This window comes from Nocardia sp. SYP-A9097, assembly GCF_009649815.1.
GTDB lineage: Bacteria > Actinomycetota > Actinomycetes > Mycobacteriales > Mycobacteriaceae > Nocardia.
Genome location: NZ_WJIC01000005.1, coordinates 35,972 through 57,903, shown reverse-complemented (window position 1 = coordinate 57,903; position 21,932 = coordinate 35,972). Strand labels below are relative to the sequence as shown.

The following is a 21,932-nucleotide window of genomic DNA, read 5'->3' as shown; positions in this document are numbered from 1 at the left end:
GGGCATTCCTTCCGGGATCGTGTCGATCCGTGTGCCACACACCCTAATGGGCTAGTGATCTTCGTTCGACGGGGCCGGTATGGCTCGGGCGACGGCAATGGCCTTGCCCACGTAGAGAATGCCGGTCCAGACGTAGACCGCCGTGCCCCAGACCAGGAATGCCCCGCCGAACGCGCGGCTGAAACCTGCCAGGGGCCAATCCATTTGACCGGCAAGCGTCCACGGCAGCGCGGACATGAGCGCGAAGGTGGCGGCCTTACCGAGATAGATGACTTCGGGCGGAGGCAGTTGGCGGCGCTTGTATATGCCCAGCGTCAAGGTCAGGATGCCGTCGCGGGCGATCAGGATGAGCACCACCCACCAGGGCAGGATGCCGCGAATCAGGAAGCCCGCCAGGGTCGCCAGCAGATAGAGGCGGTCGACGAGGGGGTCCAGAATCGCGCCCAGCTTGGACGATTGATCAAGCAGCCGTGCGAGTTTGCCGTCCAGGAAGTCGGTGAAACCGCTGGCGATGAGCAGTGCGAACGCCCAGCCGTCGGCCTTCTCGGCCAGCAGCAGCCAGAGGAAGACGGGGACGCCGATCAGCCGGATCGCGCTCAGCACGTTCGGGACGGTGAGTATGCGGTCGCTGTACACCGGTTCGGCGTTCCGCTCGGTTGTCACAACCCACGTCTTACCCCAATCGCCCGCGAGTCTCCAGGCGGGTCCCACGCGAGTCTTGCCGCTGTATGGTCTCCGCCATACCGAGCGAGTGACAGAATGAGTTGGTAAGTTTCTCATCTGTTATGCAGGCATGCGAGAGGAAAAACCATGCCCGACTTCGACTACGACGTCGTTGTGATCGGCTCCGGGTTCGGGGGGAGCGTGAGCGCACTGCGCCTGACCGAGAAGGGTTACCGGGTGGCCGTGCTGGAATCCGGCCGCCGGTGGGAAGCGCAGGACATCCCCAACACCAATTGGAAGGTGCGCAAGGCGATCTGGGCCCCGCGCCTGGGCATGACCGGGACACAGCGGATCAGCGTGCTCGGCAAGTGCGCGGTGTTCTCCGCCTCCGGGGTGGGCGGCGGATCGCTCATCTACGGGAACACGCTGTACGAACCGCTGCCGGACTTCTACACCGATAAGCAGTGGGCGCATATCACCGACTGGAAGACCGAGCTCGCGCCGTACTACGACCAGGCGCAGCGCATGCTGGGGGTCGCGCCGAATCCGCGAATGACGCCCGCCGACGAGGTGATTCGTTCGGTCGCCGAGGATCTCGGGGTCGCCGATACCTTCCATGCCACCAATGTGGGCGTGTTCTTCAACGAGTCCGATCCGGGCACCGAGGTCGACGACCCGTACTTCGGTGGCGCGGGACCGCGGCGCAACGGCTGTATCCACTGCGCGCGCTGCTTCACCGGCTGCCCGCACAATGCCAAGAACACCACGCCGAAGAACTACCTCTATCTGGCCGAGCAGGCGGGTGCGACGGTCTTCGCGCTGACCACGGTGACCACGGTGCGGCCGATGACCGGTGGCGGCTATGCCATCGAGACGGTGCGCTCGGATCGCTGGGTTCGTAAGGACCGCAAGACCTTCACCGCCGAGCAGGTGGTCTTCGCCGCGGCCGCGCTGGGCACGCAGAAGCTGCTGCACAAGATGCGTGACGAGAAGGTGCTGCCGGATCTGTCACCGCGCCTGGGCGCGCTGACCCGTTCCAACTCCGAGGCGATTCTCAATGTGGTGAGCCACGGGCGTGACGATTTCGCGCAGGGCGTGGCGATCACCTCCTCGATTCATCCCGAGCCGAACACCCATATCGAGGTGTGCCACTACGGGCACGGGCAGAACGGCCTGTTCCCCATGTCGGTGCCGATCGTGGATGGCGGGGCATTCCGGTTCCTGCGGTTCCTGCTGGCGATCCTGTTGCATCCGATCGTGTTCGCGCGCAGTCTCAATGCCCGCAATGCCTCGGACAAGTCGGTGATCCTGCTGGTCATGCAGTCCCTGGACAATTCGCTTACCTCGTATCGGCACTGGGGTCAGCTCAAGACCAAACAGGGCACGGGTAAGCCCAATCCGACCTGGATTCCGCTGGCGCACGAGGTGGGCCGGCGGTTCGCCAAGAAGGTCGACGGGGATGTGCACAGCCTGATCATGGATGTGTTCAATATCCCGGCGACCGCGCACTACATCGGCGGGTGTGTGATCGGCGAGGGTCCGGAAGCCGGTGTGGTGGACCCGTATCAGCGGGTCTTCGGGTATCCGGGACTGCATATCGCGGACGGTTCGGCGGTGACGGCGAATCTGGGTGTGAATCCGTCGCTGACCATTACCGCGCAGGCCGAGCGCGCAATGGCGTTCTGGCCCAATCGGAATGAGGCCGATCCCCGGCCGGAGCTGGGTGCGGCGTACCAGCGCATCAACCCGGTGCGACCCAAGCAGCCGACGGTGCCGGAGTCGGCCTCGGGTGCGCTGCGGCTGCCGATCTTCCCGGTCGATCCGGCGGTGCCCGTCAACTGACGGTAAGTTCGATTGTTGTGTGCTCCAACGTGATCGACTTCCGTACCCCCGTGTCGGCCGAGGACGTGCGGGATCGCGGCCGGGCGCTGCGGGACCGCGCCCCGGTCGAATCACGGGATCGGGCAGCGGTTTCCGCGTCCCGGCCGGGAGTGCTCGACTTCATCGACGCAAGTAATGCCGGGCGTTTGCCACACCTGATTCCACTGCGGATCGGGCGCATGGCGGCGTCCCCGTATTCGTTCTTCCGGGGGTCCGCCGGGCTGATGGCGGCTGATCTTGCCGGCGGGCCCGCGAGCGGTCCGGCCGCCCAGTTGTGCGGTGACGCGCATGCGGCGAACTTCGGCCTCTACGGGACTCCGCGCGGCGATATCGTCATGGATATCAATGATTTCGACGAGACCGCGCCGGGGCCGTGGGAGTGGGATCTGGAGCGGCTGGCGGCGAGCCTGGTGCTGGCGGGGCGTGAGGGCGGGGCGTCCGAGGACGAATGCCTGGACGCCGCTCGCGATGCGGCCCGCTCCTATCGACTGGCGGTGGCCGCACTCGCGGAGCAGCCGTTCCTGACCTCGTGGACGGCACTGCCGGATGAGTCGGTGATCACGCGGGCCAGTGCCGACGCATTGCTCGAGCAGTTCCGCAAGGCCGCCAAGAAGGCGCGCAAGAACACCAGCGCCAAGGTGGTGCGCAAGTGGACCGAGCACCTCGAGGATCATGAAACCGGGTATGGGACACGGAAGTTCGTGGCCGATCCGCCGCTGCTGACGCCGGTGGGCGAGCGGGTGGCCGAGGCGGTGATCGATGGGCTCGCCGGGTACGTGAGCACGCTGCGGGAGTCGCGGCGCAATCTCATCACCCGATTCACGGTGTCCGATATCGCCTTCCGGATTGTCGGCACCGGAAGTGTGGGCCTGCACAGCTATTTGGCGCTGCTGCACGGCAATGACGATGAGGTGCTGGTGTTGCAGATCAAGCAGGCGTCACCGTCCTCGCTCACCCCGTATCTGCCACCCGTACCCGCCCGGCATGAGGGTGAGCGAATTGTGCAGGGGGCCAGACATGTTCAGGCCGAGACCGATATTCTGCTGGGCTGGACGACGCTGACCCTCGGGGGTGAGCGGTTACCGTTCATCGTGCGGCAGTTCCGCAATCTCAAGGGCGGCATCGATCCGGCGTCGCTGGACGCGGGCCTGCTCGACGATTACGGGCGGCTGGCGGGTGCGCTGCTGGCCCGCGCGCACGCGCGTTCGCTGGATCCGCGGCTGGTGGCGGGGTATCTGGACGGTGCGGAGGCTTTCGACGAGGCGGTGGCGCGATTCGCGGTCCGCTACGCCGATCGCACCGAGGTCGATCACGGGCAGTTGGTGACGGCGGTCAAGGAAGGCCGGTTACCCGCCGAAACGGCCTGAGTGCCACCGACACACGACGGGTGGCAAATCTGGGCGGGCGGTGCGGACCCTCCGTACCATTTTCATAAGTGTGATCAGTCTCGAGAGAGGTGCGGCGCCGATGCTCGTTCGAGTGCAGAATCCCGCTGCCACGCATGCGGAGAAGGTTCTGATCGATTGGCTGCGCACGTGGAAGGGCAGCGGCGACCCCAAGGGTGTCGCGACGGTCAATTGCAGCCTGTTCCACGGTGATCGGCTATACCCGTTCGACGCGGTGATCTGGACGCCCACCAGCTGTGTGGTCATCGAGGCCGAGTCCCTGGTGGAGCGCATGGAGGGTGAGCTGGAGGTGCCGCTCAACGGGCCGTGGCGGGTCGGCGACAAGCTGATCAATTTCGAGGGCAATGACAAGCGCACGCCCCTCGACAAATCCCGCGATCACACCTTCGCGCTGCAGAATTGGCTCGCCGAGCGTGGTCTCGGACAGCGCGTGGTGCATGGCGCGGTGCTGGTGGTGCCGTCACCGGACTCGAATCTGCGGGTGACGCAGCTGTGGAGCGATCCCAGTTTCGAGGTGCTGGTCGGAAGTGATCCGCGCCGGCTGCACGAGTACTTCACCAATCTGTCCTCGCGCGGGCGGCCGCAATGGTCCGCCAATGATGTGGCGTGGGGCTTCCGCGGGCTAGGGATTCTGCCGTATCTGCCCGCGCCGCAGGATCTGCTGAACGAGGGCTTCCTGGGGCCGGTGGATATCACGCTCTGGCATGGCGGGCCGCAGCAGGCGCAGGCCGAGGCGTATGCGGAGGAGCAGGCGCAATTGGAGGCCGACGCGGCGGCGGCCGGGAGCGCTTTCCGGGTGCCGACGCCGTGGTTCGCGCCGACCAAGCTGTATCCGCGTGAGCACGGGGATATCGACTTCGGGCGCGGATTCATGCGGATCATGTTGACGCTCGGCATGATCGTGGCGGTGTTGTGGGTGCTGTGGGTGATTATCGCGGGGGTGGTGGCGTATGGGTGAAGTAGCGCCACGGTAGATACAGCGCCGACGCCATGGCGATGGCGGCCGCGGTGCCGCCGATGACGTCGGTGGGGTGGTGATAACCCATACCCACCATGCCGACCAGTACGACGGGCAGCACCACGGCCATGACCACCACGATCGTCACCCGCGCCCGGGTAGATTCGCTCACCAGGGCCAGTGCGGTGACAATGGCGACCAATTGCACGGTATGCCCGCTGGGGTAGGCCAGGTAGTGGTGGAGTTGCCGGTCCCAGAAAGGCTTGAGCGCGAACGAGTTCACCATAATCGCGACCTCCGGGCCGATGATCATGAACCCGGTCGCCCACCACTGCCGCCGGTACGCGAACCGCAGCGCCGCGCCGAGTTGCAGCGGGATGGCGATGTAGTTGTTGCTCGGTGCGACCAGCACCCGGTACAGCCATTGATGCGCGTCGAACGATGAGTGGATGTGCCCGTCGAGGGAGTTGTCCAGTCCGGTCGGACCGCCGTCGGCCGGAAAGAATTGCGGCACAACGACGGTGACGATCACGGCCGCGATAATGAGCGCGGGGAGCGCGGCTTGCCTGGCCAGGTGCGGTGCGGGCGATCGGGTCACGCCGCCACGATAGCTACCCGATGCTCGGCGCCTCCAGCATGGCCGCGCCCAGCATTTTCTCGGGCACGCCCAGGCCCTCGATGAGGGTCAAGGCGTTGGGGCGCAGACGATCCACCAGTTCATTTACCCCGCGGCGGACATTCTTCGCCCGCTCCACGGACATGAAGCGGTGCATGATGTACCACGCCTGGTTCTCCTCCAGTGAGGTGTAAACGTAGAGATCGCAGACGGTTTCGGCGAGTTCGCGGGCCTGCTCGTCCTCGATTCCGGCTATGCCTTCGATGAACGCTTCCAGCACCAGGCGGTCGATGTGGGCCGTGCCGGCCGCCAGAATATGGTCCTGGGCATTGTTGAACGCCTCGAAGGGTCCGGTTTCCTTGGCACGGGCGCGAAGTCGATGTCCGGCGGTGCGGACCAGGTAGTCCTCGCGGTCGGCGAAGAGTTGCAGTTGTACCGAGCGGCGGGAGAGGTCGGCGTCGTCGACGCTCTCACCGGCGCGGTCACGCAGGCGCTGGATGAGCTGGCGCACGCCGGAGCGTCCACGTACCTCGTCACGAGCGATGGTGGCGGCGAAGCGAACCCAGCCGAGGGCGTCCAGATCGCGGACCTCATCGGAGTAGGCGGTGAGCAGATCCTTGGCGACCAACTGGGTGAGGACGAGATTGTCGCCCTCGAAGGTGGTGAACACATCGCTGTCGGCTTTGAGGGTGACGAGGCGATTTTCGGTGAGATACCCTGCGCCGCCGCAGGCTTCGCGGCATTCCTGAATGGCGCGGGTGGCGTGCCGGGTCTGCGCGACCTTGAATCCGGCGGCGCGTTTCTCCAGCGCGCGCTGCGCGGCCGGGTCGGTCTCCTGACCGGTCTGCACCAGGTGCATACGCTGCACCAGATCGTTCTGCGCGAATTGCAGTGCGTAGGCGCGGGCTACGAGCGGCAGCAGGCGGCGTTGATGGCTGCGGTAGTCCATGAGCACGGTTTCGATACCGGTGTCGGGATCTTGGAACTGGCGACGCTGTTCGGCGTAGCAGACGGCGATGCTGATCGCGACCCTGGCTGCCGCCGCGGCTGCCCCGCCGACGCTGACCCGGCCCCGTACGAGGGTGCCCAGGGTGGTGAAGAACCGGCGGCTCGGGTTCTTGATATCGGAGCTGTAGGTGCCGTCCTCGGCCACGTCGGCGTAGCGGTTGAGCAGGTTCTCGCGCGGAATTCGCACCTGGTCGAACATGATTCGGCCATTGTCGACACCGGGCAGGCCACCCTTGAGGCCGTCGTCGGAGGTGGTGACGCCGGGCAGGTCGGTGCCGTTCTCATCCCGGATGGGTACCAGGAAGCAGTGCACGCCCTGACTCTCCCCGCCGGTGATCAGTTGCGCGAAAACCGCTGCCACGCTGGCGTGTTCAGCCGCGCCGCCGATGTAATCCTTGCGCGCGGACGGAGTTGGGCTGTGCACCACGAACTCTCGCGTGGCAGGGTCGTAGGTGGCGGTGGTTTCGAGATTGGCCACATCGCTGCCGTGGCCGGTCTCGGTCATGGCGAAGCAGCCCAACAGGTGTAGCGGCAGTAGTTGCTCGATGTACCGGCGGTGTCGTTCGGTGCCGAGGTTCTCCACCGCGCCGCCGAAGAGTCCCCACTGCACACCGCATTTCACCCAGAGCGAAAGATCGGTGTAGGCAAGCATTTCCAGCGCGGTGACGGCCCCGCCCGGGTCGTCGGTACCGCCCTCGACGCGGCGGAAGCCGCGTTCGGCCCAACCGAAGGAGGACACCAGATGCATCTGCTCCAGTACCCGCGCTCGCGCGGCCTTGTAATCGAGGTAGGGGTCGCCGTAGAGCCGGTCGTCGTCGAGGTGTTCCCGAGCCTGTTCACGTACGTACCGCCAGGGACCGTCGAGGGCCGCACGTAGATGTTCCGCTATCTGATCGCCACCGTTCGCCATGCTCCAAAACACTACTGCTATAGACCTGGTCAACCCGGTGATCTGAGGCACCCGTGTATTTTCCTTCTGTGAGCAATGATTTGGCTACCGAGACCGGCGGGGGTGTGACGGGCCTGCGCGGGCGGTGGCGGCAACTGCTGACCAGCGTGGTGAATATCGCGGTCGCCGACCGTAATGCCATGGCGGACGCCGTGGTCGAGGCGCCCGCGCCGCTGCAGCCGATCGACCTCACCGATGATGCCGTCGTCACCCAGGTGCTCGATCTGGCCGAACGGGTCGGCGAGGTGGTGCTGGCCGCCGGGACCGCGGTCACCGATACCACCGATCAGATCGAGTTCATCGCCTCGACGTACGGGATGTCGAATTGCGATATCGATGTCACCTACAACTCGATTCGCATCTCCGCCGATCGCGGGCCGACCATGCCACCCGCCAGCACCATGCGGGTGGTGCATTACCGGTCACTGGATTTCACGCGATTGGCAGCGGTGGATCGGCTGACCCGGCGGATTCGCCGCGAGCTGGTGCCGCCGGAGGAGGCACTGGCCGCGCTCGATGAGATCACCTCCGCACCGCATCCTTATAACCGGTGGATCTCCACCTTCGGATGGGCGCTGATGGCGGCGGGTGTGGCGCTGCTGTTGAACGGCGGGCTGCTGATCGCACTGATCAGCTTCGCGACCACCTTCCTGATCGACCGCACGAACCGGCGGTTGAACCGGCGCGGACTGCCGTTCTTCTTCCAGCACATGGTCGGCGGAATGATCGCGGCGGTGCCCGCGGTGCTGGTCTCCACCTTCGCCAGTCATCTGCGTCTGGATCCGGCGTTGATCATCGCGGCGGGAATTGCCGTGCTGCTGGCCGGTTTACAGCTGGTCGGCTCGGTCGAGGACGCGATCACCGGCGCACCCATCACGGCATCGGCGCGCATGCTCGAGGTGGTCATGATGACCGGCGGCATTATCGCCGGCATCGTGCTGACCCTGCGCGTCTCCGAACTCCTGAACCTCACGGTCCCCACCGTCGACATGTCCCCCGGCCGCGACCTCACCAACCTCCCGGTCAAATTGTTCGCGGGCGCGATCACCTCCCTGGCCTTCGCCCTGGCCTGCTACGCCGAACGCCGAGCCCTGGCCGCCGCGGCCTTCAGTGGTGCGGCCGCCACCATCGCCTATCTATTGGTCCAGCACGCAGGTTTCGGCCCGATCATCTCCTCCGGCGTAGCCGCGGTGGTCGTGGGTCTGGCCGGTGGTCTCCTGGCTCGCCGCGCCCTGACCCCACCGCTGGTCGTGACCTTGGCCGGTATCACTCCCCTACTCCCCGGCCTCCGCGTCTATCGCGGCCTCTACGCCCTACTCAACAACGAACAACTCATCGGCCTCAACCAACTATTCAGCGCCTTCGCCGTAGGCTGCGCCCTCGCGGCAGGGGTAACCCTCGGCGAATGGTTCGCCCGAGACCTGCGCCGCCCCCGAATAATCAACCGCCTCAACACTATCCGCCGACCGCGTCTCGGCTGATCTCCGGGTAGCGCTCGAACCACGGTCGGGCACTTTCGATTTCGGCAGCCAGCTGCAGTAGTAGGTACTCACTACCCGTGGGTCCGACGAACTGGGTTCCCAGTGGCAGGCCGGTCGCGGTCCAGTGCGTGGGCACACTCATGGCGGGCCGGCCGGTGATATTGGCCAGCTGGGTGAATGGGACCGCGGTGAGGTTCCTGGTCACCAGGTCCGCATAGAAGTCGCTGCGCGACAGCAGCTTTCCCGCACCGAACCGCAGCAGCGGAGACAGCACCGCTTCGGCGATCGCGGGGGTGCGGTGCTGGCCGATGCGCAGCGGAGGTCCGGCCAGTGTGGGGGTCAGGAGCAGGTCGTAACCGGCGTGGAAGTCGGCGAGGGATCGGGTGTAGAGGTTCCAGCGGGCCCTCGGCATCAGCCACGCCACCCTGATCAGGCATTTCGCCACCAAGGAGGCATTGCTCAACGAGGTCCTCGAACGCATTCGCACCGACTTCGAACAGCGCCTGCTCGCCCAGGCGACCGGGCCCGGCGATTCCCCCGCCGATCTGCTCCGCACAGCAACTTTCCTGCTCGCCCAGGTCCGGGGGTTACAACTGGACCTCATCACCACGGGCGATCGCTCGCGTGTGGACGACGCCTTCGAGGCGACCGTCGAATTCCTCGTAAGCTCGCTGGTGCGACCGTCCGATCAGGTTCAGGACGCGGTGTCGTGAACCGGGACGGAGATCTGGTTGAGGGCGTAGTAGACGGCCAGGCCGCCGTGTAGGGCGAGGGCCAGCGGGGCGGAGACGAAGGCCAGGGCAACGGTGCAGGGGTAGATGATCAGGCCGAGGCCGAAGCGCCAGCGGGTGCGGCGGGCGGCTTCGGTGTCTATGCGGGAGTCGAAGAGGTGGCCGGTTTTGGTGAGGTGCATCCACAGCGCTTGGAAGACCACGGCGTGATAGACCATGAAGCTGCCATAGACGGCCATCGCAATATGGGCGGCGTCGCTGCCGTGCAGGAGGCTGGAACCCTCCTGGCCCTCAGCCAGATACTCGGCCACCAGGGACGCGGCCCAAGGCAGCGCGACCACACCCAGCAGTAGCAACAGATTCAGAAACAGCAGGGTTCGGTCGACTCGTTCCACGAACCCGAAAACCGTGTGGTGATTGACCCACATGATCCCGATGACCAGAAACGTCACGACATACGCCGCGTACGAAGGCCATTGGTGCCCCAACTCCCGCAACAGCTGGTCCCCCGCCTCCGCCGGCACCTTGATCTCGAGGATGAGCAGGGTAATCGCCACCGCGAAAACCCCATCACTGAAGGCTTCCACCCGGCCTGAATCATTCACGGCGACAACAGTACTGACAGTTGACAGGTGAAGAAGGGTGGGCGGGGGTGCTGGGGGCGATCTTGCTTGTTACCGTGAAGTATGAACCTGTTCGGGCGATGGGGTGAGCTGGCCTGCCGATTGCGGTTCGCCGTTATCGGAGTAATGGTGGCGGGGTTGCTCGCTTTGGGTGGGTACGGGATGGGGTTGGACAACCATCTGAGTTCGGGTGGGATGTTCGATGATTCGTCGGAGTCGGTGGAGGCGGCGCGGATCGCAGGTGGGGCGTTCGGGGCGACCCATGATGTGGATGTGGTGGTTTTGTTCACCGCGCCCGACGGCAGGACCGTCGATGATCCGGGCTTCAGTGAGACCGTTGTCGCGCATTTGAATGCTTTGCCCCGGGATCATCCGGGACAGATCGCGGGGGTCAAGGCGAGTTACTGGCAGACCGAAACCGGGGCCGTGTCCGCGGCTTTGGTGACGAAGGATCGAACTCGGGCGTTGGCGGCGATCGGGCTGCGCGGGGCGAACGATGCCGAGATGGCGCTGAACTATCGGATTGTCAAGGACGACTTCGGTATTCCGGGGATGGATGTTCGGGTCGCGGGGATGCAGCCGGTGTCGGCGACGCTCAACAATACGGTCGCCGATGACCTGCATCGGATGGAGTTGATGGCGATTCCGCTGGTCGGAGTGCTGCTGTTCTTCATCTTCGGCGGAGTGGTCGCGGCTGCCCTGCCGCTGCTGATCGGGCTGCTCACCATCTTCGGGGCGTTCGGTGTGGTGCGGTTCGTCACCAACTTCACCGAGGTGAATTCCTTCGTGTCCCCGGTGGTTTCGATGATCGGGCTGGGGCTCGCCATCGACTACGGACTGTTCATCGTGAGCCGGTTCCGGGAAGAGCTCGCCGCGGGATATGACACTCGGACGGCGGTCAAGCGTACGGTGATGACGGCCGGGCGGACCGTGGTGTTCTCCGCGACCATGATCGTGGCGAGTCTGGGTGGGCTGCTGCTGTTTCCGCAGGGCTTCCTGAAATCCATCGCCTACGGCGCGATCGCGACGGTGACGATCGCCGCGCTGACCGCGCTCACGGTGCTGCCCGCCGTGCTCGCGATCCTCGGCCCGCGCGTGGATATGTTGGGGCTGAACCGTTTCCGGCGTACCAAGTCCGCGGCGAAGCTGGAGTCCGGGTTCTGGTGGCGCAGTACCGGGTGGGTGCTGAGGCATCCACGCAAGGTGGCGATTCCGCTGGTGCTCGGACTGCTACTGCTGATCATCCCGATGCGGAATCTGATATTCGGCGGTTTCAGTGAGAAGTATCTGCCGCCGGATAATCCGACGCGGGTGGCGCAGGAGCAGATCGACAAGCACTTCCCGCTGCGCAAGGCCGATCCACTCGAAATCGTCTTCATCTCGGGCACTTCGGCGGCGGTCGGCCCGGTGTGGAACGTGGCCAATCAGGCACCGGGGTTGGCGGGGCAGTTCGAGATTCCCGCGCGCTCATCGACACAGCCGGATGTCTATCGGACCAAGGCGCCGGTGGTCGATATCAATCATGCCGGGGCGACGATCGAGTACCTCCGGAAAATGGAACTGCCGGAAGGCATGACACTGCTGGTCGGCGGTGTGCCCGCCCTGCAGAAGGACAGCATCGACGCATTGCTCCAGCGAATTCCGTGGATGATCGCGCTGGTACTGCTCGTAACCACCCTGCTCATGTTCCTGACCTTCGGCTCGCTGGTGCTGCCGATCAAGGCGGCGCTCATGAGCGGTCTCGGACTCGGCTCCACCCTGGGCATTCTGACGTGGGTCTTCATCGAAGGCCACGGTGCGAGCCTGCTCAACTTCACCCCGCAGCCGGGCCAGGCGACCATGCTGGTGCTGATCATCGCCATCGTGTACGGCCTGTCCACCGACTACGAGGTATTCCTGGTGTCGCGTATGGTCGAAGCACGTTCGCGGGGTGCGAGCACCGAGGAAGCCATTCGCACCGGCACCGCGCAAACCGGTGGCATCATCACCGCGGCGGCGCTGATCCTGCTGGTGGTCACTGGCGCGTTCGCGTTCTCGGATCTCGTTCTCATGCAGTACATTGCGTACGGCATGATCGCGGCGTTGTTCATCGATGCGACAGTGCTGCGCATGTTCCTGGTCCCGGCGACCATGCGCCTGCTGGGTGATCGCGTGTGGTGGGCGCCGGCGTGGATGCAGCGAATCCAGCGCCGAATCGGCATGGGCGAGCCGATTCTCGATGATGAGCTGCCCCCGATCACGGTCCCCGATCTCACCGAAGCCCGGCATTGACCGCCGTTCCGCCTTAGCATTTCGATCGTGGCCGAGGAGGATTCGATCACCCAGGGCCTGACCGGGTTGCTCGGCGGCTTCGGCGGTGGGGTGATCGTGGCGGGGGTATTGGCGATCGCGCTGAAGAAGCTCGGCGACAAGCTGGGTGAGGGCATGTACGGCCTGCTCACCGCGCTGCCGCGCCGAGCGCTGGAGCGGATCGCGGTGTGGGTGAGCGAGGACAAGCGAATCACCCACTACCGCGCGAAGATTCCCGATGAGTACGGGCGTCATGTGCTGACCAAGCAGCGGCAGGTCACGGTGGATTCGGTCTATATCCACCTGCAATACGAGCGAGCCGGGCGCAGGCATGATCTGCGGCGGCGGGTGCTCGAGGAGAAGGCGGTACTGCTGCTCGGCGAGGCGGGTGCCGGAAAGTCCTTGCTGTCCAAGTATTTTCTGCTGCAATGGGCCGAGCAGCCGCGCAAACTGCAACGCGAACAACAGCTTCCGGTACTGGTGGAGTTGCATCGCTGTGACGGGTCGGTGGATCTGGCCAGCCTGATCGCCTCCCGTTTCCGACTCCCCCATGACAAAGATGACTCCCGCGCAAAGGATTTCGTCACCCGCAGATTGAACGAGGGCGCGCTGCGCCTGCTGTTCGACGGCTTGGACGAGGTGAACCCCGACCAGCAGTCCGCGGTGATCGACGCCCTGGAAGTCTTCCGCCGCACCTACGCCAGCGGCGAGGAGGCCAATGCGATCGTGGTCACCTGCCGCTCCTCGGCCTACAACGGCAGCCTCGGCGCATTCGAACTGATCCGTATCTCCGACTTCGACGACTCGTCCATCCTGCGTTTCCTGGACCGTTGGCTGACGCTGGAGCGGTCCGCGCACGGCGGGCTGACCGAGGCCGAGCTCACTGAATTGGGCAGTGCCGAACGCCTTTTCGAGCAGATTCGACAGAACCCCCAATTACATCAGCTGGCCCGCACCCCATTGCTGCTGAGCCTGCTCGCGGACCTGTACACCGGTAGCCTGCTGCGCCGGGGCCGTTCCCTGCCGAGCTCACGCGCCGCCTTCTACTCCCGCGTCACCGATCACATGGTGACCCGAGACCTGTTGCTGCACCGCGCGGGTCGCGCCTCCCCGTACGAGCCGGGCGAGAAACTGGCCGTGCTCAAGCGCATTGCCCGCACCATGACGGAAACCCCTGCGGCAGACGGTGATCGGCTCAATATCGACCACCTCCGACTGCGCGAAGTCATGACCGAGGCCCTCACCTCTCTGGATCTGCGCACCGAGCACGGCCGCGAACTCCTGCGCGATCTGACCGACCGCACCCAACTACTGGTCGGCTCCGATACCGGTGAGCGATTCTGGTTCCCGCACAGGAGTTTTCAGGAATACTTCACCGCCCGAGCCTTGGAAGGCCCGGTAGGCGCGGGCCGCCTGCTTACGGGCTACTGGTCCGATCCCCCATTCTGGCGCGACTCGGTCCGCTTCTGGTGCGGCCTGGACGGCAATGACTCCACCATCGTGGTGGAGCGACTGTTCGACTCCGACGACATCACCCATCGCGTGCTCGCCCTGGAGTGCCTGGCCGAGGCCAGCCAAATCGACAGTCGGCTCGCGGATCGCATCCTCGCGCACTTCCTCGCAGAACTCCCCACTATCCGCCGCAATCTCGGACTGGACGGGATCGTCGACGCGCTGGGCAGTGTCGCAGCCCGCGATACCGATCGCGGGAGCACCCTGAGGGCCGAGCTCCAAATCGGATCAGCCACTGGCGTCTTTCGCGCGATGCGTGTGCTGGCCCGCTCCGGCCGCCCCGATGCCGCCCAGTTCCTCGTGGATCTCGCCGTTCACGAGAATAGTCGCCGGGCCAGGATCTGTGTCGAGACAATGGGTGAAGTCGCGGTACCGGCGCTCGCGGGCGTGGTTTCCGATCATCGACTCTGGCCCATTGATGCGCTGGGCGCCATCGGAACACCCAGCGCCGCACTTCGCCTGACGGAGCTGCTGTGGCGAGACGGCGAGTCGGCGATCCGGGCAGCATGGTGGATATGCGTTCTGTTGCGCGAGCCGAATATCGAAGCCGCGCTGCAAGATAACGGCTCGATCGGCGTGCCCGAGCTGACCACTATCGACGCCGCGTGGATACCGTTCACCACGCCGGAGTCGAGGCTGCTGCCACGCATCATGCAGCGGATCACCGCCGTCGTCGATTCCTCGTTCCCGCCCGCCGATCTACGTCGTGAGCTGGACCCGCGTGTCGCGATCCTGCTGATAGGGCGCATGTTCGTTCGGGTCAGGAATGTAGCTTCCGGTACGTATCCCACACTCTCCATGGAGTATTCGAAGCACCTCGCCCGGCGGGAGTCCGCTATCGAATTCGATGCGCAGCTTTCGGATTTCCTCACTGAACTCGGGGTCGAGGCCCCGGTTCTGGAGATGATTCGCGCACTTCCCCTGAGTGTGCAACGAAAGCTTGCCGAAGAACTTCTGGAGACCAACTACGATGCGAGCAGCGAATTGCGCTGGGCGCCTTTATGGTCCAGGGCAGCCCTTGATGCAGAGCATAACACCCGGAGAATGACACTTTTCCTCGCCGCTACCGTGAGTCTGGCGGCGGTGAGCTTGCCAGGTATCGGCGTGGTTCGCATGATCTCGACAATCAATCGATCTTGGGCGTGGGGACCACTCTGGCTGGCCTGGACGATGCTTGTCCTGCCGGTCTGCACCCTGGCTGGGTTGGGCGCGGGCTGGTACTTGATGGAGCACTCCACACCGCTGCCACGCGAGCGCCTTCCCGAACAATTTGCCAGGCGCGGAACCATATTCACCTGGCGGGATGACATCCTGGTGCCGCTCATCGTCGGGGGCGTAGGAGGAACCCTGCTCTTGGGGGGATTGCTGGCCGTACCGGGGACGGTCACGCTGGCTGCGTGGATCGGCTGGATCCCGGTACTTATCGGCACTCCTGTACTGCTCGTATTCTGCTTCGCGCTGAACTACACCATCGAGCGCCTGAATCGTGAGACCGATAACCCCTTCCGCGCCATCATCCAGGAGTATCGGCGCAGCAGAGATCCTGCTGACGAACCTCGCGGCTAGCTGACGAGTCCGATGCTTCGCCCGATTTCGGCGAGGGTGGCGTCGAAGAGGACGTCGGGGTTGGTGATGGGGATGGGGTAGTTGCCGAAGACCTCGAGGGTTACGTGGCCGTAGAGACGGGCCCAGAACTGGATCATTACGTAACTGACGCCCAGGTTCAGCTTTTCGGCGGGGAACTTCTGGCCGGAGTCGGCGAGGACTCGGAGCAGGTCGGTTTGGAAGGCGATGAGGTCGTCGCGGAGCTCGGCGGGGATGTGCTCCATGGGCGGGGTGACCACGTCGTAGTCGGTGAGTAGCCGTCCGGCCGCTTCGAGGAACAATCGGCCGACCGGTTCGCCGAATTGCTGCATGGCACTACCCAATACGGCCGCGGTGGGCGAGGCGAAGACCAGGGTGAATTCGCGGCTGTGCGCCAGCGCCCACTGCCGGAAGCCGCGGCAGATCGCGAAGAATCGGATGCCCGGATCGTCGGGCAGCCCGTCGCATGCGGTCGACAGTGCTTGCGCCAGGTCATTGCACACATCGGTACGAACCTCCGCGACCAGTTGGTCGCGGGATTCGTAGTACCGGTAGAGCGCGGGCGCGGTGATACCCAATTCGCGCGCGATGGCGCGCAGGGTGATCGCGTCGGGCCCCTGCTCGACCAGCAGTGACCGCGCGACGCGGCGGATATCTGCATCGCTTACCGCAGGTATCCGGCCGCGTCGGCGTGGTTCACTCATGCTGAATTACTCACTCGTACTTGACTTGCCAGCTCTTGATGCCGTTCAGCCAGCCCGACCGCAGGCGGACCGGGTCCGAGACCTGGCTCAGGTTCGGCATCACATCGGCGATGGCATTGAACATGAGGTCGATCTCCAGGCGGGCGAGGTTGGCTCCCACACAGAAGTGGGTGCCGGTGCCGCCGAAGCCTACATGCGGATTCGGGTTCCGGAGGACATTGAACTCGAAAGGCTTCTCGAAGACCTCTTCGTCGAAGTTGGCGGCGGAGTAGAACATTCCGACGCGCTGGCCCTTCTTCATCTCCTGGCCGGACAGCACGGTGTCCTGCAGCAGGGTGCGCTGGAAGGCGATGACGGGGGTGGCCCAGCGGACGATCTCGTCCGGAGCGGTGCGCGGACGCTGCTCGCGGTAGAGCTCCCACTGCTCGGGGTTGTCGACGAACGCCTTCATGCCGTGGGTGATGGCATTACGGGTGGTCTCGTTGCCGGCCACCGCGAGCAGAATCACGAACCAGGCGAATTCGTCCGAGGCCAGGGCCTCACCGTCGACGTCGGCATTGAGCAGCGTCTGCACGATGTCCTCGGCGCCGCCGAGGTCGACCGGGCACTTGCGCTTCTCTTCGGCCAGGTTCCACGAGTAGCCCATGACCTCGGCGGTGGCGACCTTGTGGTCGCCCTCGAAGTCGGGATCGTCGTAGGAGATCATCTGGTTGGTCCAGTCGAAGATCTTGCCGCGATCTTCCTGGGGGATGCCGATGAGCTCGGCGATGGCCTGCAGCGGGAGCTCGCAGGCGACCTCGGTGACGAAGTCACCGGAGCCCTTCTTCTTGGCCTCGTACACGATCTTCTCGGCGCGCTCGCGCAGCGCATTGCGCAGCGATTCGACGGCGCGCGGGGTGAAGCCCTTGGAGACGATGCGGCGCAGCTTGGTGTGCCGGGGCGGGTCCTGGTTCAGCAGCAGGTAGCGCTGGACCTCGATCTCCTCCCGCATGATGTCGTCGTAGAAGCGGATGACAGCGGTGTTCTCCTCGGAGGAGTACACCTCCGGAGTCTTGGAGATCTCCTTGATGTCTTCCATTTTGGTGACGGCCCAGTAGCCGTCGTCTTTGAAGCCACTGCCGGCTTGCGGAACCCACGCGATGGGCGTGGTGCGGCGGAGTTCGGCGAACTCCTCCACGGGCAGACGCTGGGCGAGCAGGTCAGGGTCGGTGAAATCGAACCCGGCGGGGATGGACGGCGCGGACACGGTACCTCCTTTGGAACACGTTCCACGAAGTGAACCACATCACCGGGCACTTTGTGAACACCTATTAGTAAATAGGTATCACTTGACCCGTCCGGGATGTCCCGGCTCGGGCGAAATCCCTTGGGTTCCAGTCCATTCGGTTCCGGTAATGCCCGCCGCCCGGCGAGCGAAACCAGTAGTATCAGCTCGGGCGTCCATTCGGGGGGACTGCCACGAGGCTCAAGTGTCCACTGATGGAGCTCCAGGATGGCCTTCCAGCTCGACGCGGAACAGTCGCTCGACGGCTCCGCACGCCACCAACCACCACGTCCTTCGGGCAAACGCCGCTGGCAGGCCGAGTATCGCCGCCGCCTGCGCATTACCGACACCCTGGTGGTCGGTGGCGCTGTCGCACTGGCCCAGCTCATTCGCTTCGGCGGCCTCAATCACGACTCACAACTGGACTGGGCGGGTGACGCGCGCATCGGGTACTCGGTGATCTCGGTCTCGCTGGCGCTCACCTGGCTGATCTTCCTGGCGGTCGGCAATGCCTGGTCGCCACCCGTAATCGGTACCGGCCCAGAGGAATACCGGCTCATCATCGCCGCGACCATGCGCCTGTTCGGTCTCATAGCGATCGTATCGCTATTGCTCCGAATGGATTTCGCGCGCGGCTACCTCGGCATCGCACTGCCGGTCGGTTTGCTCGGCTTGATCCTGAATCGTATGGGCTGGCGCAAATACGCGGCCCGTCGCCGCCGGTCGGGCGACTATCTCACCTCGGTTCTCGTTGTCGGACGCCGTGATTCGGCCCGCGAGATCATGAAATGCTTCGAACGTGATGCGGCGGTTGGCTATTCGGTCGCCGGCGTCTACATTCCCTATCCCGAGGATGAGGCGATGGAGACGGCCGAGGCCGATCTGCCCATCCTGCAGGAGTCCTCGGTACTCGATGCCGCCCGCGCGGTCGCCGCCGATACCGTCGCCATCGCCGCCACCGAACACCTCGGCACCCAGGGGATAAACGACCTGGTCTGGAAGCTTTCACCGCTGGGAATCGATCTGGTGGTGACGCCCGGTGTGGTGGATGTGGCCGATCAGCGACTGTCCATTCGGCCGGTCGCGAATCTTCCACTGCTGCATATCGAGAAGCCGCAGTACGATCGCGCCAAATCCTTCGGTAAGGCCGCCTTCGATTTCCTCTTCGCGGCGGTGGCGCTGCTGGCGATATCACCGGTCATGATCGCCATCGCGCTCACGGTCAAATTCAGCAGTTCGGGACCGGTCTTCTATAAATCCGAGCGCATCGGTTTGAACGGCGAACCGTTCCGAATGATCAAGTTCCGCAGCATGTGTGAGGACGCCGATAAGGAGCTGACCAACCTCCAGGCCGAGAACGAGGGCGCGGGTCTGCTGTTCAAAATGCGCGCCGACCCTCGCGTCACCCCCATCGGGCGAATTCTTCGCAAATACAGCCTCGATGAGCTCCCCCAGTTCATCAATGTCCTCAAGGGCGAGATGAGCGTGGTCGGCCCGCGCCCGCCCATGCGCGCCGAGGTCGAGCGCTATGACGGGAAGGTGCGCCGCCGCCTGCTGGTGAAGCCCGGCGTGACCGGTCTCTGGCAGGTCTCCGGCCGCTCGGATCTCTCGTGGGAGGAGTCGGTCCGCCTGGACCTGTCCTACGTCGAAAACTGGTCCATGGTGCAGGATCTCATGATCATCAAGCGCACCATCTTCGCGGTGGCGCGCAGCGACGGCGCGTACTAGGCGGTCAGGCGGCGCTGTAGTTCGCGGTGCCAGACCTCCAGCGAGAGCAGTGTCCAGATGCGCGGCTGCTCATCCCGGCCGCCGGTGGTGTGGCGGTCCAGTAGTCGGCGCACCTCGACCCGGTCGAAGTGCGAGCCGACGAAGGATGACGGTCCGTCCAGCAGATCGAAGGCCATTTCGCGCAGGTGCCCGCGGAACCATTCGTCCAGGGGCACTTTGAATCCGACCTTCGGCCGGTCCACCAGACCCAGCGGAAGATGGTGGCGCGCCAGCTCTTTCACGATCCACTTGGTGGTGCCGCCGCGCACCTTCACCGAACTGGGCAGTCGGAAGGCCAGTTCGGCAACGCGATGGTCCAGGAAGGGCGGGCGGAGTTCGAGGGAGGCGGCCATGGACATGCGATCGCCGCGTTCGAGCAGGTTATCGGCCAGCCAGGTGTGCGCGTCGGCATAGAGCATGCGGCGCAGGGAATCTCCGCGCCCGTCCAGATAGGGCGCGAGCACGGTGCGCTGGGCCGGGCCGCCGAGCAGCCGGTCCCGCTCCAGGGTGGTGAAGGGCGCGAACCAGCCGCGCATGCGCTCGGCATAGCTGGGCTCGGACATGGCCCGCAAGGCGACGGTCAGGCGGGCCTGGCTGGCCGGGAGCCGCTCCTCGAGCAGCCGCAGCGGTGCCCCCGGGACCGCACCTGCCAGCCGGGTGGCCCGGGCGAACCGGTATTTCGGGTAGCCGCCGAACAATTCGTCGCTGCCCTCGCCCGACAGCACCACCTTCACGTGTTCGCGGGCGAGCTGGGCCAGCCGGTATACCGCGACATCGGCGGGTTCGGACAGCGGTGAATCCCGATGCCAGCTCAGCCGCGCCCAGTCGTCCTGGAAGTCACCGGCGGTGATCACGGTCTCGTGGTGTTCGCTGCCGACGATTCCGGCGGCCATTCGCGCCCAATGGGTTTCGTCGACCCGCTCATCGCCGAAGCCCGCGGAGAAGGTGTGCAGTCCCGCTCCCCCGCGCTCTGCAGCCACCAGCGCACAGATGAGACTGCTGTCGACCCCGCCGGAGAGATACGCGCCCACCGGCACATCCGCGACCAGGGCGTCGCGCACAGCGGCTCGCAGCGCCTCATCGAGCAGTTCGACCGCCGCGGCCGGTGTCACATCGAGCAGCTCCGAGTCCTGCGGCAGCCGCCAATACGCTTCCGTGCGAATGGTTCCGTCGCCGCGCACCACCAGGTGATGCCCCTGCGGCACCTTCCGAACGCCTTCGATGAAGGTGTACGGCGCGGGCACGGACCGGTGTGCCAGGAAGTCGTGCAGGCTCGCGGTGTCGACCCGGGGTGAATCGATCACCGGATAGAGCGCCTTGATCTCCGAGGCGAAGGCGAACAGGGTGTCGGTGGCGTAGTAGTACAGCGGCAGAATGCCGAGCCGATCCCGGAACAGGTGCGTCTCGCCGGTCCCGGAATCGTGGATGGCATAGGCGAATTGGCCGCGCAGGCGGCTCACCCCGGCCGGCCCGTAGCGGTCGTACAGCCCGAGCAGCACCTCGGTGTCACCGCGTGTGGTGAATGGATAGTCGAGACCGGCGCGGAGTTCGCGATAGTTCAGGATCTCGCCGTTGAAGGTGAGGTGGGTGGTGCCGCGCGCACCTGTCATGGGCTGCGCGGAAGCCGCCAGATCGATGATGGACAGCCGGGTGTGTGCGAAACCGACTGTCCCATCACACCAGAGGCCGTGGTCGTCGGGGCCGCGATGTTGCAGCGAACCGCTCATATCGGTGAGCAATTCCTTGCTGACCGGTCCACCGTCGAATCGGCGCACACCGACTATTCCGCACACATCGACTCCCCCTTCACCCCCGCCGCGTCGGTCGCGCACGAGCCTGCATTCGTCAGCCTAGTCGCGTCGCGGTCAGGGTGTGGATCTACGAAACCGCCTGGGACATTTATGGTTTCGTGCCCAGTCGGTCCGTTTCGGGCGGTGTGACGGCCTGTTCCCGGAAGTCGTGGATGATCCGCGCCGGCACCCCCGCCACATGTACATCGGCAGGAACGTCCTTGACTACCACCGCACCCGGGCGAACTTCGACGCGATCGCCGATCGCGCAGCCGACGACCACCGCATTGGGGCCGATGAACACATCGTCGCCGATCACAGGGTAGCGCCCCGGCGCACCGCTGGCCAGGGAAACACCCTGGTGGATCCGGCAGCGCGCGCCGATCCGCGCGTTCGGACTGACCAGCAGCATGCCGACATGCGCGATGGAGAGTCCGGGCCCGAACACATTGCGCGGTATGGAGAATCCCAATCGCTCGCCCAGAAGTTTGGTGCGCAGCGCGTACCAGAGGAACACGCAGCGGCCGATCGGATCGGTGCGCACGTTCTGCCAGTACTCGGACCTGCGCAGTAGTCGCTGAAAGTAGAGGGGACGATAGGTGAGCCAGTAGTACGGGCGCCACCGGGTGAGGTTGTGTGCCGCCAAATCCTCTGCGAGATAACGCCGCAGGCTCTCCTTGGAATCGATCACGGGGGAAATACTCCC

At 65.0% G+C, this 21,932-nt stretch carries 17 protein-coding genes; 8 read left to right on the top strand and 9 right to left on the bottom strand.

The genetic code is table 11. The features are described from left to right. Positions 1-51 precede the first annotated feature (51 nt). Complete coding sequence (locus GFY24_RS12715; protein WP_309230776.1) at positions 52-663, bottom strand: CDP-alcohol phosphatidyltransferase family protein; 612 nt, start codon at positions 661-663, stop codon at positions 52-54. Positions 664-810: 147 nt separating this feature from the next. Between GFY24_RS12715 and GFY24_RS12710 the strand changes: the two genes are divergently transcribed. The 3 genes from GFY24_RS12710 to GFY24_RS12700 all read left to right on the top strand — a co-directional run bounded on the left by GFY24_RS12710 (position 811) and on the right by GFY24_RS12700 (position 4,908). After that, complete coding sequence (locus GFY24_RS12710; protein ID WP_153805246.1) at positions 811-2,505, top strand: GMC oxidoreductase; 1,695 nt, start codon at positions 811-813, stop codon at positions 2,503-2,505. Between the two features lie 17 nt (positions 2,506-2,522). Next, the gene (locus GFY24_RS12705; protein ID WP_309230775.1) at positions 2,523-3,911 is read left to right on the top strand and encodes a DUF2252 domain-containing protein; all 1,389 of its coding nucleotides are present in this window, start codon (positions 2,523-2,525) and stop codon (positions 3,909-3,911) included. Between the two features lie 100 nt (positions 3,912-4,011). Further along, positions 4,012-4,908 (top strand): NERD domain-containing protein, encoded by an 897-nt coding sequence (locus GFY24_RS12700; RefSeq protein ID WP_153805244.1) that lies wholly within the window; start codon positions 4,012-4,014, stop codon positions 4,906-4,908. On the opposite strand, the gene GFY24_RS43320 is transcribed toward GFY24_RS12700, so the two are convergent. Both GFY24_RS43320 and GFY24_RS12690 read right to left on the bottom strand, forming a co-directional pair. Then, positions 4,880-5,506, bottom strand: coding sequence for a phosphatase PAP2 family protein (locus GFY24_RS43320; RefSeq protein ID WP_153805243.1), 627 nt, complete (start codon positions 5,504-5,506; stop codon positions 4,880-4,882). The two genes, GFY24_RS12700 and GFY24_RS43320, sit on opposite strands and share 29 nt — an antisense overlap. A 13-nt stretch (positions 5,507-5,519) precedes the next feature. Continuing rightward, positions 5,520-7,442: an acyl-CoA dehydrogenase gene (locus GFY24_RS12690; RefSeq protein ID WP_153805242.1), complete on the bottom strand. Its 1,923-nt coding sequence runs from the start codon at positions 7,440-7,442 to the stop codon at positions 5,520-5,522. Positions 7,443-7,621: 179 nt separating this feature from the next. Here GFY24_RS12690 and GFY24_RS12685 point away from each other — a divergent pair, with 179 nt between their 5' ends. After that, on the top strand, positions 7,622-8,962 hold the full coding sequence (locus tag GFY24_RS12685; protein WP_153805514.1) for a threonine/serine exporter ThrE family protein: 1,341 nt from the start codon (positions 7,622-7,624) through the stop codon (positions 8,960-8,962). On the opposite strand, the gene GFY24_RS12680 is transcribed toward GFY24_RS12685, so the two are convergent. Then, positions 8,937-9,425: an amidase family protein gene (locus tag GFY24_RS12680; protein WP_255458648.1), complete on the bottom strand. Its 489-nt coding sequence runs from the start codon at positions 9,423-9,425 to the stop codon at positions 8,937-8,939. The two genes, GFY24_RS12685 and GFY24_RS12680, sit on opposite strands and share 26 nt — an antisense overlap. Between GFY24_RS12680 and GFY24_RS41865 the strand changes: the two genes are divergently transcribed. Continuing rightward, positions 9,418-9,675, top strand: coding sequence for a hypothetical protein (locus tag GFY24_RS41865; RefSeq protein WP_309230774.1), 258 nt, complete (start codon positions 9,418-9,420; stop codon positions 9,673-9,675). The two genes, GFY24_RS12680 and GFY24_RS41865, sit on opposite strands and share 8 nt — an antisense overlap. Here GFY24_RS41865 and GFY24_RS12675 read toward each other — a convergent pair. Then, complete coding sequence (locus tag GFY24_RS12675) at positions 9,657-10,298, bottom strand: TMEM175 family protein (protein ID WP_309230773.1); 642 nt, start codon at positions 10,296-10,298, stop codon at positions 9,657-9,659. The two genes, GFY24_RS41865 and GFY24_RS12675, sit on opposite strands and share 19 nt — an antisense overlap. A gap of 81 nt (positions 10,299-10,379) precedes the next feature. Between GFY24_RS12675 and GFY24_RS12670 the strand changes: the two genes are divergently transcribed. Then, the gene (locus GFY24_RS12670) at positions 10,380-12,587 is read left to right on the top strand and encodes an MMPL family transporter (protein WP_375336036.1); all 2,208 of its coding nucleotides are present in this window, start codon (positions 10,380-10,382) and stop codon (positions 12,585-12,587) included. A gap of 27 nt (positions 12,588-12,614) precedes the next feature. Next, positions 12,615-15,683, top strand: a complete 3,069-nt coding sequence (locus GFY24_RS12665) for an NACHT domain-containing NTPase (RefSeq protein WP_153805240.1) — start codon at positions 12,615-12,617, stop codon at positions 15,681-15,683. Here the strand turns inward: GFY24_RS12665 and GFY24_RS12660 are convergent. Further along, positions 15,680-16,405: a TetR/AcrR family transcriptional regulator gene (locus GFY24_RS12660; RefSeq protein ID WP_153805239.1), complete on the bottom strand. Its 726-nt coding sequence runs from the start codon at positions 16,403-16,405 to the stop codon at positions 15,680-15,682. The two genes, GFY24_RS12665 and GFY24_RS12660, sit on opposite strands and share 4 nt — an antisense overlap. Positions 16,406-16,415: 10 nt before the next feature. Continuing rightward, positions 16,416-17,651, bottom strand: coding sequence for a cytochrome P450 (locus tag GFY24_RS12655; protein WP_309230772.1), 1,236 nt, complete (start codon positions 17,649-17,651; stop codon positions 16,416-16,418). A 246-nt stretch (positions 17,652-17,897) separates the two neighbouring features. Between GFY24_RS12655 and GFY24_RS12650 the strand changes: the two genes are divergently transcribed. Beyond that, positions 17,898-19,397: a sugar transferase gene (locus GFY24_RS12650; RefSeq protein ID WP_153805238.1), complete on the top strand. Its 1,500-nt coding sequence runs from the start codon at positions 17,898-17,900 to the stop codon at positions 19,395-19,397. On the opposite strand, the gene asnB is transcribed toward GFY24_RS12650, so the two are convergent. Together asnB and GFY24_RS12640 are read right to left on the bottom strand one after the other, a co-directional pair. Then, positions 19,394-21,229 carry an asparagine synthase (glutamine-hydrolyzing) gene (gene asnB, locus GFY24_RS12645; RefSeq protein ID WP_309230771.1) on the bottom strand — a complete coding sequence of 612 codons (1,836 nt, stop codon included), beginning with the start codon at positions 21,227-21,229 and terminating at the stop codon, positions 19,394-19,396. The genes GFY24_RS12650 and asnB overlap by 4 nt on opposite strands. Before the next feature lie 106 nt (positions 21,230-21,335). Beyond that, positions 21,336-21,917, bottom strand: coding sequence for a serine acetyltransferase (locus GFY24_RS12640; protein WP_309230770.1), 582 nt, complete (start codon positions 21,915-21,917; stop codon positions 21,336-21,338). Between the last annotated feature and the right edge of the window lie 15 nt (positions 21,918-21,932).